Source organism: Nitrospiraceae bacterium, assembly GCA_019637075.1.
Classification (GTDB): Bacteria; Nitrospirota; Nitrospiria; order Nitrospirales; family Nitrospiraceae; genus JAHBWI01.
This window is the reverse complement of sequence record JAHBWI010000005.1, coordinates 1-15,657: the sequence shown is the minus strand read 5'-3', so window position 1 is coordinate 15,657 and position 15,657 is coordinate 1. Positions and strand designations below refer to the sequence as shown.

The following is a 15,657-nucleotide window of genomic DNA, read 5'->3' as shown; positions in this document are numbered from 1 at the left end:
GCGTTTTTCATCACGGCTCGGCTTCTTGCCCTGCAGTTGGTCGATCTTCGGGCGATGGCATATCGATTGCTATTCTCTCGGTGAGAGTAATCTAAACCGGAAGAAGTCCCTACGATGAATCGAGCGATCTATCCCATCCTGTCCGGCGCGGTGGCGCAAGAAAAGCAGATGCAGGTGTTTGCCAATAACTTGGCGAACGTCAACACCACCGGCTTCAAGCAGGACCAACAGGCGTTTCGAGGCTTGCTCGCCCGCGCGAGCGCCACCGTTCAGACGGCCATGCCGTCGATGTCCCTGGCGGCCTCGATTACCTCGCGTCCCGCAGGACCGACCGAACGGGTCTTTGCGGAACCCCATGCGTTGCGCACCGCCTTTGAGCCGGGGCGCATCCGCATCACAGGCAACCAGTTGGACATGGCGTTGCAGGGGAACGGATTTTTCGAGGTCAAGACGCCGCAAGGTGTGCGGTATACGAGGAACGGCATGTTCTCGCTCGATAACCAACGCCGGCTCGTCACCAACCTCGGCCATCCGGTCATGGGAACCAAAGGAGAAATCCGGATCCCGGCGGGAACCATCCAGGTCAATGCGCAGGGTGGGATACAGGTGGACGGCAATCCGGTCGGCACGGTGAAGGTGGTGGATTTTCCGGAGAACGGGATGCCGCAGAAGTACACGGAAGGGTTGTTCATGGGCGGGAAGCCGAAACCGGCCGCCAATCCGCAGTTGCAATCCGGACATGTCGAAGAATCGAACGTAAATGCCTTGGGTGAGATGGTCAAGATGATTCAGGGCATGCGGACCTATGAATCGGCGCAGAAGCTGATCCAAACATTGGATCGGATGACGGAAACCGCGATTCAGGATGTCGGTCGAGTTCAGTAGGAGGAGCGTATGATTCGCGCAATGTGGACGGCCGCCACAGGCATGACGGCTCAGCAGATCAACGTCGATACAATCGCGCACAACCTCGCGAACGTCAATACGAACGCCTTCAAGCGGAGCCGCGCCGAGTTTGCGGATCTCCTCTACCAAATCCAACGCCTTCCCGGTACGAACGCTTCAAACGTCGGCGTGTTTCCCACGGGTGTCCAGGTCGGTTCCGGTGTCCGGCCGATCACCGTCGCCAAGGAATGGCTCCAGGGGAACGTCCGGCAGACCAGTAACGAGCTGGATCTCGCCATCGACGGTCCCGGTTTCTTTCAGGTCGCGCGCCCGGACGGCACGATCATGTACACGCGGAACGGATCGTTCAAGCGCGACAACGTCGGCAACCTGGTCACGGGCGACGGTGATCAGCTGACGCCGGTCATCACGATTCCTTCCGGCGCGCTGAAAATCGACATCGGCCAGGATGGCACGGTTTCGGTCTTGCTGCCTGGTGTGACGCAGGCCTCCCAGGTCGGCCAGATCCAATTGGTGCGGTTCGACAACCCCTCGGGCCTCGTGTCGATGGGAAACAATCTGTTCCTCGACAGTTTTGCATCGGGACCGGCGTTGCAGGGCACGGGCGGTTTCTCCACCGGATTCGGCACGTTGCAGCAGGGGTTCTTGGAAAGCTCTAACGTCAATCTGGCGGAGGAGATGGTCAACATGATCATCGCCCAGCGGAGTTACGAGATCAATTCGAAGACGATTCAGGCATCAGACGAAATGATGCAGGTCGCCAACAATCTTCGTCGGTAATCAGCTTGAACGGCCTGAAGGGAGGCGCTGTGAAACCAGTCACCATCATACTTGTCGCCGTCATGCTGCTGGCGCAGGCCGGGACGTTGCTCGCCGGCGACGCGGACAAGCGTGCACAACGATCGTCCATCATGCCGGTCCACGATGCAATGCCACGGGTTGGTGGAAGCGCCGTACGCACGCGAGGAGGACGCCTCGTCTATCCGGAGCAGATTCGGAGCGCGATCCAGACGTATATGCGAAAGGAGCTGATCGGTCGGGCCGTGGATTCTCAAGTCGTCTTGGGCGATCCGCAGGAGCCGGTCGTCATGCCGTTGGGCACGCTCGATATTAAGGTGAGCGGGGGTGGGGCAGAGGAGACCTTGGGGCGACGGATGTTCCTGGTACATCTTGCGGTGAACGGACGGTTGGTGCGGACCCTCGAGGCGACGGCGGACGTGGCTGCGATACTCGAGGTGGTGGTGCCCGTTCGGCTTATCAAGGCGGATGAGCAGATCGAAGCCGAAGACGTGACGACGGATCGCATGATCGTATTCGACCTCAAACAGCCGGTCGCGACCGATCCGTCCGATGTGGTGGGAAAAGCGGCGATGCGGCCGCTGGCCCCCCAGAGCCCCATCCGATTGACGGCTGTGCGAAAGCCCTTTGCCGTGCATAAGGGCGATCGAGTCACGATCGAAGCCCGCCAGGGGGGGCTGGCGATACAGACGGTCGGCGTGACGAAGTCCCACGGCGAACTCGGCCAGACGATTACCGTGTCCAACGCGGATTCAGGCAAAGAATTGCGCGCCAAGATCGTAGCCCCGGGGGTTGTTCGTGTTGACTTCTAGACTGTCCCGTTCCGCGCATGTCGTCTTGATCGGTGTGGTGGCACTCTCCTCGCTGGAGACGCTCGGGGGCTGCTCGGCCTCACCCAGCAGCAAACAGCAGCGGGTCGAGACGGCCAAACTGCCGCCGCCCAAAACGACGGGGTCGCTCTGGCAGGAAGAAAACGGGCGCGCCTATCTCTATGAAGATTTGCGGGCCATGCGGGTGGGGGACATCATCACGATCGTCATCGTGGAAAAGCACAAGGGGTCCAAGAGTGCCGATACCAGCGCGGAAAAGGATTCCACGATTACGAACAGCTTGTCAGGGAGCGGACTGGGATATCTCGGCATTCCGGGCATACGACTGGGCGCCGAAGCGACGAGAGGGCTGGGTGTCGATGCCAGTGCCAAGAATAAATTCGGCGGCAAAGGTGCGACCAACCGCGAAGATACCTTGACCGGTACGATCTCGGCCATTGTGACCGAGGTCCTCCCGAACGGAGATCTCCGGGTCGAAGGACGACGGGAAGTGACCGTCAACTCCGAACGTCAGATCATGACCATCGCCGGCATCGTCCGGAGGGTGGACGTGAACACGAAGAACACGGTGCAGTCGACGGCCATTGCCGATGCCAAGATCGAGTACTCCGGCCTGGGCGTGGTGGACGACGTGCAACGGCCCGGATGGTTCGTGCGAATTCTGGATTGGATCTATCCGTTCTAAGCGCTGTGATAGGAACGCCTGCAACGATTCGAACTGAGGAGCGGTCTTGACGATGCGACGAACCAAGGAACGCCTGCTGATCATGCAATCTCTACGGCTGATGATGTCGAGCGGCGTTGTGCGAACAGCGGACGTTGATCCGGCCCTGCTGCCGCGATCCTGGAATCCGGCGGCGGCCGCCAAACCGGAGCCGGTCAAGACGCAGGCGGCCGGTAGGTTTGCCCTTCGGCGCGCGCTGGTCGGGATGTTGGCTGGATTGGTGTTCTGGCTGGCGGGGAGTTCGATGGCCGAGGCCGTGCGCGTCAAGGATGTCGCCACCATTGAAGGGGTGCGCGAGAACCAACTGATCGGTTATGGATTGGTGGTCGGATTGGACCGCACCGGTGACCAGGTCATCGGTGGTCAGTTTACGATTCAAGCCATGATGTCCATGTTGAACAAGATGGGCATCAACCTCGTGATCGACCCGATCCAGTTACTGACCCGCAATATCGCCTCCGTGATGGTGACGGCCAAGCTGCCGCCGTTCGTGAAGCCAGGCATGACGCTCGATGCGATCGTGTCGTCGATGGCGAACGCGAAAAGCTTGCAGGGCGGGACATTGTTGATGACACCCCTGAAGGCGCCGAATCAGCAGGTATTCGCCGTGGCTCAGGGGCCGGTCTCCATCGGCGGTTTCCTCGGGGGAACCGGTGGAGCAGGCGGCGCGACCGTGACGAAGAACCATCAGGCCGCAGGCGTGGTGCCGGCCGGCGCCATCGTCGAACGGGAAGTGGTCGTGGACATCGACACGTGGGAGTCCGTGTCCGTCCTCTTGCGGCATCCGGACTTCACGACGGCGATTCGAACGGCTGAAGCGATCGACGGGACTTTTGGGAAGGGATCGGCGGTTCCGGTGAACGCCGGGATGGTGAAGGCGACCTTGCCTGCCACGTTCCGCGGTCGTGTCGTGGAATACATTGCCACGATGGAAGGGTTGGATGTGTCGGTGGATGTGGCTGCCAAGGTGGTGGTCAATGAGCGAACCGGCACGGTGGTCCTCGGGGAACACGTCCGCCTGTCGACCTGCGCGATCTCCCACGGCAATCTCACCATCTCGGTGAAAAACACCCTCAATGTCTCGCAGCCTCCGGCTCCCGTCGTCGGTTCGACCCAAGGGCAGACGACCGTAACTCCCGATGTGCAGACTGAGGTGAAGGAGCAGGAATCTCGACTGATCGTAGTCGATCAGACCGTGACCCTGGGCGAAGTGGTGCGAGCCCTCAATGCAGTCGGGGTGACCCCGCGAGACTTAGTCGCGATCCTATCGGCCTTACGGGCCGCCGGTGCCCTCCAGGCCAACCTTGAAATAGTCTAGCGTATACATTAGGGAAATACTCTAAGTTATGGATATCAATAGTCTTGTTTCTGGGCAGGTTGACCTCGCGAAGATGAACGTCTCCCCAGCCTCTCGGCTACCGGCGGAGCTCTCTCAGGTAGACCAGATCAAGGGACGGTCCCCGGAAGAGTTGCATAAGGCCGGGCAAGAGTTTGAGTCGTATTTTATCTCCTATCTTATGAAAACTATGAGGGAAACCGTTCCTAAGGGGATGCTGGACCGGAAGGGCGAAGAGGTCTGGTACTCGTTCTACGATCAGGAAATCGCCCGCTTGGCCACCCAGGCCGGGGGAATCGGAATTACCCAGGTCATCGATGCCTATACGGAAAGGGTACGGTAAGAGCGACGAATCTGCTAAAGTTCCCGAAAGGTTTCACCGATAAAGGAGTCGACCTGAGGAAAGGCTCTTCGGGGCTCCTTTTCGGAATCGGGGAGGGATAGCAGATATGGAGATCTCCAACAACGGCCGGGCGGCAGATCTGGCGAAGATTCTGTTGGGGGTGCAGGACACCCAGCGCGCGTCGAAGAAGAAGACCGAGTCCCAGGACGGGGGCGCGCAGGACCGGGTGCAGATTTCAGAGCAAGCAAAGGAACTCCAGCGCCTTCGCGCTATGGCGGAGCAGCCGGACACGGAGCGCCAGGCACGGGTGGAGCAGGTACAGGGGGCAGTGAACGCGGGGACCTATACGGTCGACGGCAAGAAGGTTGCGGATTCAATCATTCGCAATGTCTTGACCGATTCGATCATCTCGTAACTCTGCCGTTCAAGGGTTCGCCCCTCTCCTCGCCCCATGCAGGTCATCACAGGATCGTCCATTGGGTGAGGAGACATGGTGTCGACCGTACAAGACCAGTCACACAACCAGCCTGAATCGTTGCTTCGCCGCATGCGGGCGAAGATGACCGAATTCCAAGGGTTGCTGACGGAAGAGCAGCAAGCCATCCGTTCCCTCTCCTTCGGACAATTCTCCAGCGTCACCATGCGGAAAGAGCGGCTTCTTGACGAGATCCGCGGTCTTGAGGGGCAACGACGAGCCTCCATGATGCCTCAGGGAGAACCCTCTGCTGCCGTCCGCCAGGAAGAGTCGGCGCTGGCGGCTGCAATTGCGGAAACCGATCGGATGAACCGGTTCAATGCGACGCTGATCGGCCAATCGCTGGAGTTTTTAGAGGGCACTCTTCGGTTGTGGCAACGGCTGCCTGAATCAGCCGCATTGTATTCCTCGTCCGGCGTGATGGTTCCGGGCGGCGGCGCACGGCTTCGAACTCAAGGATAATGCCATGTCGGGATTGAACGGACTGTTCGGCATCGGTACCAGCGCGCTGGCCACGTTTCAGCAGGCGCTGTCCGTGACCGGTCAAAACATTTCCAACGTCAATACGCCAGGATACTCACGACAACAAGCAATCCTGAGTGAGACGCAGCCTCAGAACTCCAATCCGGGCCAAGTTGGGACAGGCGTCGAGGCTCAGGAGATCCGGCGTTCAGTGGATACCTTTGTCGAGCAACAGCTTCAGACTTCCCATGAGCGACTGGGCCAGTTCACCGCAAGCCGAAGTGCACTGACCCAGGTCGAGCCGTTGTTCTCCGATTCGAATGATTTGGGCGTCGGCACCGCGCTCAACGATTTTTTCAAGGCCTGGCAGGACGTCTCCACAAATCCCGCGGATCTGACGGCCCGAACGGTTCTGCTGTCGAAGGCCGGCGTGCTGACGAGCCGATTCAACCAGTCGGCCAATCAGCTGGCGGATCAACGGGAATCCTTGGACGGGCAGATCCGGCAAAGCATTACGGATATCAACGGTTACGCGGACCAGATCGCCGACCTGAACGCGCAGATTAAGCTGGCGGAGAGCGCGGGACAGCAGGCCAACGACTTGAGGGACCAGCGCGGCCGAGTGCTCAATCAGCTGGCGGAGACGATCGACATCTCTTCGCTGGAAGATTCGACCGGCCAAGTCAGCGTGTTCATCGGCAACGGGCAGGCCTTGGTGGCGGGGCAGAAGACGTACGATCTTTCGGGCGTGGCCAACAGCGGCAACGCCGGGCTTGTCGATGTGATGTACGACGCGGGCAGCGGCGCGAACACTCCGCTGCAATCGGTCATCACGAGCGGGAAGTTGAAAGGGTTGCTGGATGCCCGTGATACGACGATTCCATCACTGCAATCGACGTTGAATACGCTCGCGGCGCAGTTGGTGAGCCAGGTGAATACCCAGCACCAAGCCGGGTACGGGCTTGATGGGTCCACGACGCAGGCCTTCTTTACGACCACGGGTACGAGTGCGGCGACGATCAGCGTGGCGGTGACGGACCGTCTCAAGATTGCGGCCTCTTCAACCGCCGCCGGGACTCCCGGAAACAATGTGAACGCCCTGGCAGTTGCGGCGCTCCAGACCACGGCCATCGCGGGATTGAGCAACTCGACCTTTCAAGACTACTACAGCGCGGCAGCCGGAAGTTTCGGCTCGACCCTGCAAGATGCCCAGCAGAATCTGTCCGCCCAGGAGATTCTACAGTCTCAGCTGGAAGCCCATCGTGCGGAGGTGTCGGGGGTGTCGCTGGATGAGGAACTCGTGAATCTCCTCAAGTACCAGCGGGCATTTCAGGCGGCCTCTAAGCTGATCACGACCAGCGATGAAATGCTGCAAACCATTTTATCGATCAAGCAGTAGGCTGAAATGACAGGAGACTTGTCGTCATGAGAGTGGCCGATCTACAACTCTACGGCACGTTGCTGGGGAACCTGCAGCGCACCAGATCGCAGATCATGGATAGTCAAGAGCAGATCTCAAGCCAAAAGCGGGTCGAGCGCCCCTCGGATGATCCCATGGCATTCGGCGAGATCGTGCTCGACAAGTCGGCCTTATCGCAAACGCAACAGTGGATTCGGAACATCGAGTTCGGGCAAGCCCGAATCGATGCCGCCGACAAAGCGGTTTCCCAGGCGCAGGATTTGGTGGCGCGCATACGCGAGTTGACGATTCAAGGCGCGAGCGATACCACCTCGGCGCAGGGGAGAGTGTCGATTGCGCAGGAAGTACGCCAGCTCGATCGGCAGCTGATGCAAGTTGCCAACACCGAGGTCGGCGGGCAGTCGATTTTTGCGGGGACCAAGACCGATGTGCGGCCCTATTCGATTACGACCGGCGATACCGTGGCCTATGCGGGAAACAGCGAAACGCAATCTATTGCCGTGAGTGAAAATCAAACGGTCCAGATTCTGATTCCCGGGAACACGGTGTTCAGCGGAGCGACGACGAATGTGTTCAATACGGTCCGCGATCTGCTGACCGCGCTCGAGAGCAACGACCGAACCGGCGTCCAGACGCAGTTGGGCAATCTGGATTTGGCGACCTCGCAGTTGAACGATGCCCAGGGGACGATCGGAGGGGTGGGAAACCGGCTGCAGGTCACGAAGGACGCGCTGGACACGGCGACGCTGACGATTACGCAGTCGATTTCCAATAATCAGGACGCGGACCTCGCCACCGCGATTACCCAGTTGCGGTTGCAGGAGGTCGCCGTCCAGGCCTCCAGCGAGGCGTTTTCGAGAATTTTTGACCAGTCCTTGCTGAATTACCTCAAGTAGATTCGTCTCAAGTCGTGTTCCTTGGCGACCGATACTCATTCAAGGATCTGTCCACTCGCCAAGGAAGGCTACCATGCTTGTGTTGACCAGACGTCGAGGAGAAGGCGTCACGATAGGCCCCAACGTTCGGATCGTGGTCCTTGGCATCAAGGGAGGTCAGGTCCGTCTCGGCATCGAGGCGCCCTCCAACGTGGAAGTGCATCGAGATGAAGTCCACGCTCGTATCCAGGAAGAGAATAAGGTGGCTGCTGAGACCGGCGCCATTCCGCTCGATGCGTTCCGCCAGCTCGGCACGCGAAACGGCCGGCGGGGAAGATAGGAGGCGCTTGTGAAGTTTAGTACGACACGCTTCGGGGCGCTCGAGGTCAAGGACGAGACGTTGCTGACTTTTCCGGCCGGGATTCTCGGCTTTCCCGAATGGACCCGATATGTCCTGCTCGATCATGATACCGATGCACCGATCAAGTGGTTGCAGTGTGTCGAGAATCCTGAACTGGCGTTCGTCGTCCTGGATCCGGTGTTGTTCAAGCCGGATTACCAGGTGGAGTTGACGCAGGATGCGATACGGGAATTGGACGGACGAGAAGACGATGCTGTCTCGGTCGTCACCATTTTGACCATCCCGTCAGAAGATCCCACCAGAGTGACTGCCAATCTCCGCGGCCCGTTGGTCATGAATCATCGAACCCGCCGGTGCAAACAGTTGGTTCTCCCCGACGACATTCCCACACGCTATCCGCTCTTCGAGTCCCCATCCGCACGGCCGGCTGCGCCGACCGTTCCGCTCCAGACCTCCGCCTGCTGAGTTGATTGCAATCCTGAATTGACGAAGGCGACCGCTGCTTGGTCCGCGAGAATCCTGCGCGGGACTAGGCCGTCTTCGGCATGGCCATGTGGCGGTGAATCACGTCGACGAGCTGTCGCACGCGCCGGTCGAGTTGACTGTACAGTCCGGCGGCATCGGTGAGCGAGCCTAGTCGGCCGATCGCCTCCAATTGACTGGCGACCAGCACGACATCGGGCGCGCAGAGGTTGGCTGCAGTGCCCTTCATGGTGTGGGCGGCGCGTTCCAATAGGGAAGCATCCGCGCGTTCCACTGCGGTCCGGATCTCGGCCATCATCATCGACTGGCGATCGAGGAAAAGACGAAGGAGTTGCTCGAACAGGTCGGTGTCACCGCCGAGGTTGGCCAACATGGTCGTGGCATCGAAGACCGCCGAGTAACTGCTCTTCACCGCTCTGGCGGCAGCTCCTGGCTTAGCCGGGGTGCCGGGGCTCAATACCACCCAACGCGCGAGGATATGCCCAAGGTCATCGGTTTTGACGGGTTTCGACAGGTAGTCATCCATCCCGGCGGCTTTGCAGCGCTCGCGATCACCCTGCATGGCGTTGGCCGTTAAGGCGATGATTGGGATGTGCGGGCGTTGAGCCTGCTGGTCCGATCGCAGCTCCTGCTCACGAATGCGGCGCGCGGCCTCGTACCCGTCCATGACCGGCATCTGGCAATCCATCACGATGGCGCTGTACTGCGCTCGTTCCAATGCTCCCAAGGCTTCCTCACCGTTTCCGACGATATCAGCCTGGTATCCCAACCGCTCCAACATGCGGACGGCCAATTTTTGATTGACCAGATTGTCTTCGGCGACGAGGATGCGAGGCCGAGACACTTGTTCCGCCAGAGTATGCCGCGTGATGAGGGGCGGCACCGTCGATGGGAGAGGGCCTGTGGTCTTTGACGGGGGCGGAGCCGGGGCCTGCAGCCCGAACACGGCTCGAAGGCAATTCTGCAGCGTGTCGTGCCGAACCGGTTTCGTCAGGTAGGCATCGAAGCCGGCACGCCGGGCCTGTTCGGCATGGCCCGGCTGAATGAGCGACGTCAGGACGACCAGCCGGAGCCCGGCGGATTCAGGCTGGGCTTTCAGCTCCCGTGCCAGTTGCAGGCCGTCTTTCCCCGGCATCAACATATCCAACACGGCGACGTCGTAGGGCGTACCTGCTGCAGCCGCGGCGCGCACCATCGTCACGGCCTGTTCGGCGTTCTGGGCCTGGTCGTCTTTCATACCCCAACCGGACACCAGATGATGGAGAATCGTTCGGTTGGATTCGTTGTCGTCGACGATCAGCACTCGGCGAGCGCTCAGTTCGGCGTTGGGGATGATCGCCGGCTGGCAGACCGGTTGCTTGGTGAATTTGGCCGTGCACCAAAACGTGGTGCCATGTCCGACCCGGCTCTTCAGGCCGACCTGACCGCCCATCAGCTCGATCAGCTGCTTTGAGATCGCAAGTCCGAGACCGGTGCCGCCGTATTTGCGCGTCGTCGAACTATCGGCCTGCGTGAAGGGCTGGAAGAGCCTGGTCTGATTCTCCTCGTTGATGCCGATTCCGGTGTCGGTCACTTCAAATCGGATGACCACGCCGTCGGGGGTCTCAGATTCCAAGAAGGCCTGGAGCGTGACCTCGCCTCGCTCCGTGAATTTGATGGCGTTGCCCATGAAGTTGGTCAGCACCTGTCGAAGCCGGGCGGGATCGCCCCGGAGCGCATTCGGCACCGCGGCATGCACCAGACCGGTGATTTCGAGCCCCTTGGCCTGGGCCCGTTCGGCAAATTGGGAGAGGACGTCTTCCACCGTGGTTCGAAGTTGAAAGTCGAGATGCTCCAACTCGAGTTTGCCTGCCTCGATCTTGCTGCATTCCAACACATCGTTGATCAGAGTCAGCTGCGTCTCCCCGCACTGTTGGATCGTTTGAACGAACGAACGCTGTTCTTCCGACAGAGGTGTATCCAGCAGCAGACTGGTCATGCCGATCACACCGTTCATCGGTGTGCGCAGTTCGTGACTGACCGTGGCCAGGAAGGTGGACTTTACCCGGGTCGCTGCCTGAGCCTGTTGCAGCGCTTGGTCGAGTTGACGGTTGCTCTCTCGCAGGTGATCGGCCGTGTCGTTCAAGGCCTTGTGGGTGGCGTGAACTTCGCTGAGGTCGATGGCATAGGCCCTGACCAGCTGATGCGTCGGCACGGGGCAAAGGGTCCAGGCATAGCAGGCGCTCCCGCGTACGACGACTTGGGAGGAAATGGGGCGGCCCTCGCGGAGGCATGCCGGCACCAATTCAGAAAGGTTGTCCGGGAGGATGTCCGGTGTGCCGTGTTCGTCGTACCCGAAGCGACAGAGCACCTCGACCATCGCAGGGTTTACGTAGAGCATGGTGCAGTCGGTGTCGAGTTCGACGATGGGATAGGGACTTTCCTCGGCGACGGAAGTCAGCCGATTGCGGTCCTGTTCGAGCGCCACTTCTCGCGAGACATCCCGCAGGGTGAGGAGTCCGGACACCTCAGGCACTCCGGACAAGCGCAGGTGCATCCATTCTATGGCGGAGGCCGGTGAGGCCGCGGCCGGGTGTTGGGCATCGGCGTGGGGCGGGTCGGGGATTCGCCAGATTCCCGCTGATCGAAGCGACGACGTGGGCACGAGCTCGAGGCCGAGAAGGTCGGCGAGGGTTTTACCGAGGCAGGCTTTGGCCGGCGTTGCCAACAGTCTGGCGGCTTCCCGGTTGGCAAAGAGGATCCGTTGGTCTGCTCCCAGCAGGCAGATGCCCAGAGGGAGTGCATTCCACAACAATCCGGACATGGAGTCCGAATCAAACGGGCTGTGCCCTTGATTCGGGTTCTTGCGACGTCGAGGCGATGCTGAATGTTTCACGGTGGTTCAGTGTCCCGCTGCCGCTTCAAGGTAGGCCGGGACGTTCACGTGCTCTTGTTTGGGGTCGAGCGCGCGCAGGATGGTCCGTTGCGGTTGCTGGCCGTTCTGCGTCGAGAGGTCCACGTCGATAGGCTCGATGCATGCCTGCCCCTTCTGGTCCGTGATGATCCGGATGCGCGGCTTGAGCCGGTGTTCATGGTTGAGGCCCACCACGACGGCGGACTCGCCCGTGTTTAATTTGATCAGGCTGCCGATCGGATAGACGCCTAAGGCCTTAATGGCCACTTCGATCAGGGCTTTGTCGAATCGGCCTTTCTCGCCGAGGACGAACAGCTGTCGAATCGCATCGTGGGGCAGGAGCGGCGGGCGGCCGTTTCGAAAGCTCACCATTCCGTCGTACGTATCGACCAATCCCACGATTTGAGCCAGCGGCGAAACGGCTGCGCCGTTGAGCTTGTTCGGATAGCCGCTGCCGTTCTCATGTTCGTGGTGTTGGGAAATGATTTGGCGCGTGAGGTCCGGTACATCGCCGGCTTCGGCCATGACGGCGATGGACAGTTGCGGATGTTGCTTCATCAAGGAGTTCTCTTGTGGGCTGAGCAACCCGGCTTTCCGGTAGAGATTGCGCGGCAGGCGCACGTATCCGACGTCATGCAGCATGGCGCCCATGCCGAGTTGGTCTTGCTCCGTCTCTTTGAGCCCATATTCGTGCGCGACGATCAAGGACAGCACGCACACGTCCAAGCCGTGACTGGCCAACGTGCGATCGAAGCGGCGCATCTTCTGCACGCAAAACTGAGCCAGCATGGATTCCTGGTGGAGGAGGATCTGATCCATGACCTTCGCCACGACGGATTTGACGGCCTCAATATTCGGCGCATGCCCTGCCTCGAGCTCAGCGAAAATGCGTTCCATGGCCGCCGTGGCCTCACGATACGAAACTTGGGCGGCTTCCATGGCTGTCGGTGAAGCTTGATGCGTCTGCGGTGGTTGCTCGGCCGGGGCGACGGGCGCCGGTGAGGAAGGGGTGACTACCGCCACAGGCGTGGCGTCGAGGTCGAGTCCCTTTTCGATGTCGATGGTGATTTCATGGATGCCGTGCCGACGCATTTGGTCGATGTCGTCGGGGCCGGCGATCAGGCGTTTGTGAAAAAGAAACGGGGTTCGGTACCACGGCTGATCCATCGCCACGACGAACATGCCGGGCTTGAGCTGGTCGATGGTGATTCGCTTTGTGCTGGCCATGGCTCCTATACAGGCGTCAGGGTGAGTAGCAGTCGTCGACAGCAGGTGATACGCGTCGCTCAACGATATCGGTTGTTGGTGGAATCCGCTTAAATCCGGTCTGTTGCCTACAGGGGAGCTTAAGGTTTTCCAGATAGATGCCGATACGACTCATAAGAGCCTGTTGCTGCACATTCTTGGCCAACAGAGGACGTTATGGGCGAACCAAGTCTTCCCTGTCAGTCTGCTGGATCGTTTTTGGCGGTAGGCCTACCCCTCCAAATGCACCTTTCAGGGGCCGATAACCGCAGTCAGTACGGGTCATCGTTGCTCGGATGGAGGGAAGGGGCATGGTTGATGTGCGAGTGGCCCTTTCAATTGGGGCAGCCGGTGCCTTGCGCAGCCGGATCTCAGTGCGTCATTAGATATATGTACCAGGGCCGCATGGTGGGGTTCCGGAGCGAGGTCCTCTCAACCCACCACGTCCCGTTTCCCTTTCTTCTCCTGACCTATCCGACCAACCGGGAAGAAGTAGCCCTTCGCAAACATTGCCGAATTGCCACGAACGAGCCGTTGGTTTTGACGCGGGTGAGTGACGGACTTCCGACACCCCGCTCCGAGACGCCGGACCGGATCGGCGGGTTGTTACGAGACCTCAGCGCGGCGGGCTGTTGTATCTCGCTCCAGCGTGCCGCCCATGATTTCTTTCCTGGGATGTGTCTTCGCATGGAGTTTGAGGTTCTGGGCATCGGCCACATCAGTAACTTGGCGGGCATCGTACGAAATATCGCACCCGTCGGCGACGTGACCGAGCTTGGTGTGGAGTTCCGATTCGACGGGAAAGAATCCATTGAATATCGCGGGTGGGGGGCGTCGGTGCAGAAGACCCTTGAGCAATGGGCTAGCCGAGCGGTCGATGCATCGTCCTCCGTACGTTGATCTCCTGATCCTGCTTCACGCTCCCTCGCCTCGTGTTCGTTGTCTCGCTTGCCCCGTCGATCCAAATCTTCCTAGGTACCAGGCAGAACTTGCCGACTCCGTGTCCGGCCATTGGCGGAAAGGCAGCCGGAGCCGGGCAATTCAACGCCCTGAGCGGTATGGCGCCCGGCATGTATCTTGCCAGTCATGCAAGCGGCAACGAAGCGGGAGTCGTAGGATGCCTATCAGCCCGAACGTGATGGTCGACAGCAGCGTCGTGATCCACCATCCGGAACTGGTGAACCTGTATGGGTGCCGGATCGGAAAAGATACCAAGATCGGCGCGTTCGTCGAAATTCAGAAGAATGCGTCTGTGGGAGAGCGGTGCAAGATCTCCTCGCACACCTTTATCTGCGAGGGCGTCACGATTCAAGACGATGTGTTTGTGGGACATGGAGTCGTGTTTATCAACGACCGCTACCCAAAGGCCAGTATCGACGGACATCTGCAATCGGAAGCCGACTGGACGGTCATTCCGATTCTGGTCAAGCGGGGTGCGTCGATCGGCAGCGGAGCAGTCATTATGTGTGGGGTTACGATCGGGGAGGGCGCGTTGGTCGGAGCCGGCGCGGTCGTCACCCATGACGTCCCGCCTCGTACCACCGTACTGGGGGTGCCGGCGCGATTCGAGGCCTTGAAGCAGAGGAGTGCCTGACATGATCGGAATCGGCGTGATCGGATTTGGTTACTGGGGCCCCAACATGGTCAGGAATTTTCATGAGATGCCCGATGCCAGGGTGTTGGCGGTCAGTGACCTTCGGATGGAACGGCTGAGTCTGGCCGCCTCCCGCTATCCCGGCGTGACCGTCACGACCCGGGTTCAAGATCTGCTGAAGTCGCCGGCGGTGGATGCCGTGGTGATCGCCACACCGGTGTCCACCCACTTCGATCTGGCGCTCCAGGCGCTGCAGGCCGGAAAACATGTGTTGGTGGAGAAGCCCTTGACCATGACGACGGAACAGGCCGTCAGGCTGACCGAAGAAGCCGACCGACGGGGTCTGACACTCATGGTCGATCACACTTTCGTCTATACCGGCAGCGTTCGGGCGATCAAAGACTTGATCGACAAGGGTGACGTCGGAGACCTCTATTACTATGACTCAGTCCGCGTGAATCTCGGCCTCTTTCAGCATGACGTGAATGTTCTCTGGGATCTGGCCGTACACGATCTTTCGATCATGGAACACCTTCTGCCGGGGCGCCCCCGGGCTGTCTCCGCGACCGGCATGCGGCATTTTCCGAAAGAGCCGGAAAACATCGCATACCTGACGCTGTTCTACGACTCATCGTTGATCGCCCACATCCACGTGAACTGGCTTGCGCCGGTCAAGGTGCGCCGCACGTTGATCGGTGGGAGCCGGAAGATGGTCATCTATGACGATGTGGAGCCCAGCGAAAAGGTCAAGGTCTACGACAAGGGCGTGACGACGGAGCTCCAAAAGGGCGGCAGCGAGGCCGTGTACAAGATGCTGGTGGGCTACCGCGCCGGCGACATGTGGGCGCCGCAACTCGATAACACTGAGGCGCTGAAGACCGAAGCGCGTCATTTCCTTGATTGCATCGTCCG

The 15,657-nt window shown here is 60.0% G+C and carries 17 protein-coding genes; 15 read left to right on the top strand and 2 right to left on the bottom strand.

The features are described 5' to 3' along the window. The first annotated feature begins 114 nt into the window (after positions 1 to 114). The 12 genes from flgF to KF814_13740 all read left to right on the top strand — a co-directional run bounded on the left by flgF (position 115) and on the right by KF814_13740 (position 8,995). Positions 115 to 885 carry a flagellar basal-body rod protein FlgF gene (flgF, locus tag KF814_13795; GenBank protein ID MBX3237219.1) on the top strand — a complete coding sequence of 257 codons (771 nt, stop codon included), beginning with the start codon at positions 115 to 117 and terminating at the stop codon, positions 883 to 885. A 9-nt stretch (positions 886 to 894) separates the two neighbouring features. After that, on the top strand, positions 895 to 1,686 hold the full coding sequence (gene flgG / locus KF814_13790; GenBank protein MBX3237218.1) for a flagellar basal-body rod protein FlgG: 792 nt from the start codon (positions 895 to 897) through the stop codon (positions 1,684 to 1,686). Between the two features lie 29 nt (positions 1,687 to 1,715). Further along, the gene (gene flgA, locus KF814_13785) at positions 1,716 to 2,516 is read left to right on the top strand and encodes a flagellar basal body P-ring formation protein FlgA (protein MBX3237217.1); all 801 of its coding nucleotides are present in this window, start codon (positions 1,716 to 1,718) and stop codon (positions 2,514 to 2,516) included. Next, the gene (locus KF814_13780) at positions 2,503 to 3,219 is read left to right on the top strand and encodes a flagellar basal body L-ring protein FlgH (GenBank protein MBX3237216.1); all 717 of its coding nucleotides are present in this window, start codon (positions 2,503 to 2,505) and stop codon (positions 3,217 to 3,219) included. The genes flgA and KF814_13780 overlap by 14 nt, the downstream gene beginning before the upstream one ends. A 52-nt stretch (positions 3,220 to 3,271) precedes the next feature. Next, positions 3,272 to 4,576, top strand: coding sequence for a flagellar basal body P-ring protein FlgI (locus KF814_13775; GenBank protein MBX3237215.1), 1,305 nt, complete (start codon positions 3,272 to 3,274; stop codon positions 4,574 to 4,576). 73 nt (positions 4,577 to 4,649) lie between these two features. Continuing rightward, positions 4,650 to 4,937 (top strand): rod-binding protein, encoded by a 288-nt coding sequence (locus tag KF814_13770; GenBank protein MBX3237214.1) that lies wholly within the window; start codon positions 4,650 to 4,652, stop codon positions 4,935 to 4,937. A 106-nt stretch (positions 4,938 to 5,043) separates the two neighbouring features. Further along, positions 5,044 to 5,352 carry a flagellar biosynthesis anti-sigma factor FlgM gene (flgM, locus tag KF814_13765; GenBank protein ID MBX3237213.1) on the top strand — a complete coding sequence of 103 codons (309 nt, stop codon included), beginning with the start codon at positions 5,044 to 5,046 and terminating at the stop codon, positions 5,350 to 5,352. 75 nt (positions 5,353 to 5,427) lie between these two features. After that, positions 5,428 to 5,874 (top strand): flagellar protein FlgN, encoded by a 447-nt coding sequence (locus tag KF814_13760; protein MBX3237212.1) that lies wholly within the window; start codon positions 5,428 to 5,430, stop codon positions 5,872 to 5,874. Between the two features lie 4 nt (positions 5,875 to 5,878). Further along, entirely contained in the window at positions 5,879 to 7,273 is a 1,395-nt protein-coding gene (gene flgK, locus KF814_13755; protein ID MBX3237211.1) for a flagellar hook-associated protein FlgK, read from the top strand. A gap of 26 nt (positions 7,274 to 7,299) precedes the next feature. Then, positions 7,300 to 8,190 (top strand): flagellar hook-associated protein FlgL, encoded by an 891-nt coding sequence (flgL, locus tag KF814_13750; GenBank protein ID MBX3237210.1) that lies wholly within the window; start codon positions 7,300 to 7,302, stop codon positions 8,188 to 8,190. 73 nt (positions 8,191 to 8,263) lie between these two features. Continuing rightward, positions 8,264 to 8,509, top strand: a complete 246-nt coding sequence (gene csrA, locus KF814_13745) for a carbon storage regulator CsrA (protein ID MBX3237209.1) — start codon at positions 8,264 to 8,266, stop codon at positions 8,507 to 8,509. Between the two features lie 9 nt (positions 8,510 to 8,518). Next, positions 8,519 to 8,995 (top strand): flagellar assembly protein FliW, encoded by a 477-nt coding sequence (locus KF814_13740; protein ID MBX3237208.1) that lies wholly within the window; start codon positions 8,519 to 8,521, stop codon positions 8,993 to 8,995. A 64-nt stretch (positions 8,996 to 9,059) separates the two neighbouring features. Here KF814_13740 and KF814_13735 read toward each other — a convergent pair whose 3' ends face one another. After that, positions 9,060 to 11,816, bottom strand: a complete 2,757-nt coding sequence (locus KF814_13735) for a response regulator (protein MBX3237207.1) — start codon at positions 11,814 to 11,816, stop codon at positions 9,060 to 9,062. Between the two features lie 78 nt (positions 11,817 to 11,894). Then, positions 11,895 to 13,133 carry a DUF3391 domain-containing protein gene (locus KF814_13730; protein ID MBX3237206.1) on the bottom strand — a complete coding sequence of 413 codons (1,239 nt, stop codon included), beginning with the start codon at positions 13,131 to 13,133 and terminating at the stop codon, positions 11,895 to 11,897. A gap of 195 nt (positions 13,134 to 13,328) precedes the next feature. Here KF814_13730 and KF814_13725 point away from each other — a divergent pair, with 195 nt between their 5' ends. From KF814_13725 to KF814_13715, 3 genes are all read left to right on the top strand, one after another. Then, positions 13,329 to 14,051, top strand: a complete 723-nt coding sequence (locus KF814_13725; protein MBX3237205.1) for a flagellar brake protein — start codon at positions 13,329 to 13,331, stop codon at positions 14,049 to 14,051. Between the two features lie 217 nt (positions 14,052 to 14,268). Then, positions 14,269 to 14,745: an N-acetyltransferase gene (locus KF814_13720; GenBank protein ID MBX3237204.1), complete on the top strand. Its 477-nt coding sequence runs from the start codon at positions 14,269 to 14,271 to the stop codon at positions 14,743 to 14,745. A gap of 1 nt (position 14,746) precedes the next feature. Next, positions 14,747 to 15,657: Gfo/Idh/MocA family oxidoreductase (locus KF814_13715; GenBank protein ID MBX3237203.1), on the top strand; the 911-nt coding region annotated here is incomplete at its 3' end.

Bases quoted from the DNA above. Each gene is read 5' to 3' on its own strand.
- flgF (MBX3237219.1), top strand. From the start codon at position 115: ATGAATCGAGCGATCTATCCCATCCTGTCCGGCGCGGTGGCGCAAGAA.
- flgG (MBX3237218.1), top strand. From the start codon at position 895: ATGATTCGCGCAATGTGGACGGCCGCCACAGGCATGACGGCTCAGCAG.
- KF814_13775 (MBX3237215.1), top strand. From the start codon at position 3,272: ATGCGACGAACCAAGGAACGCCTGCTGATCATGCAATCTCTACGGCTG.
- KF814_13770 (MBX3237214.1), top strand. From the start codon at position 4,650: ATGAACGTCTCCCCAGCCTCTCGGCTACCGGCGGAGCTCTCTCAGGTA.
- flgM (MBX3237213.1), top strand. From the start codon at position 5,044: ATGGAGATCTCCAACAACGGCCGGGCGGCAGATCTGGCGAAGATTCTG.
- KF814_13760 (MBX3237212.1), top strand. From the start codon at position 5,428: ATGGTGTCGACCGTACAAGACCAGTCACACAACCAGCCTGAATCGTTG.
- flgK (MBX3237211.1), top strand. From the start codon at position 5,879: ATGTCGGGATTGAACGGACTGTTCGGCATCGGTACCAGCGCGCTGGCC.
- flgL (MBX3237210.1), top strand. From the start codon at position 7,300: ATGAGAGTGGCCGATCTACAACTCTACGGCACGTTGCTGGGGAACCTG.
- csrA (MBX3237209.1), top strand. From the start codon at position 8,264: ATGCTTGTGTTGACCAGACGTCGAGGAGAAGGCGTCACGATAGGCCCC.
- KF814_13735 (MBX3237207.1), bottom strand. From the start codon at position 11,816: ATGTCCGGATTGTTGTGGAATGCACTCCCTCTGGGCATCTGCCTGCTG.
- KF814_13730 (MBX3237206.1), bottom strand. From the start codon at position 13,133: ATGGCCAGCACAAAGCGAATCACCATCGACCAGCTCAAGCCCGGCATG.
- KF814_13725 (MBX3237205.1), top strand. From the start codon at position 13,329: ATGGGCGAACCAAGTCTTCCCTGTCAGTCTGCTGGATCGTTTTTGGCG.
- KF814_13720 (MBX3237204.1), top strand. From the start codon at position 14,269: ATGCCTATCAGCCCGAACGTGATGGTCGACAGCAGCGTCGTGATCCAC.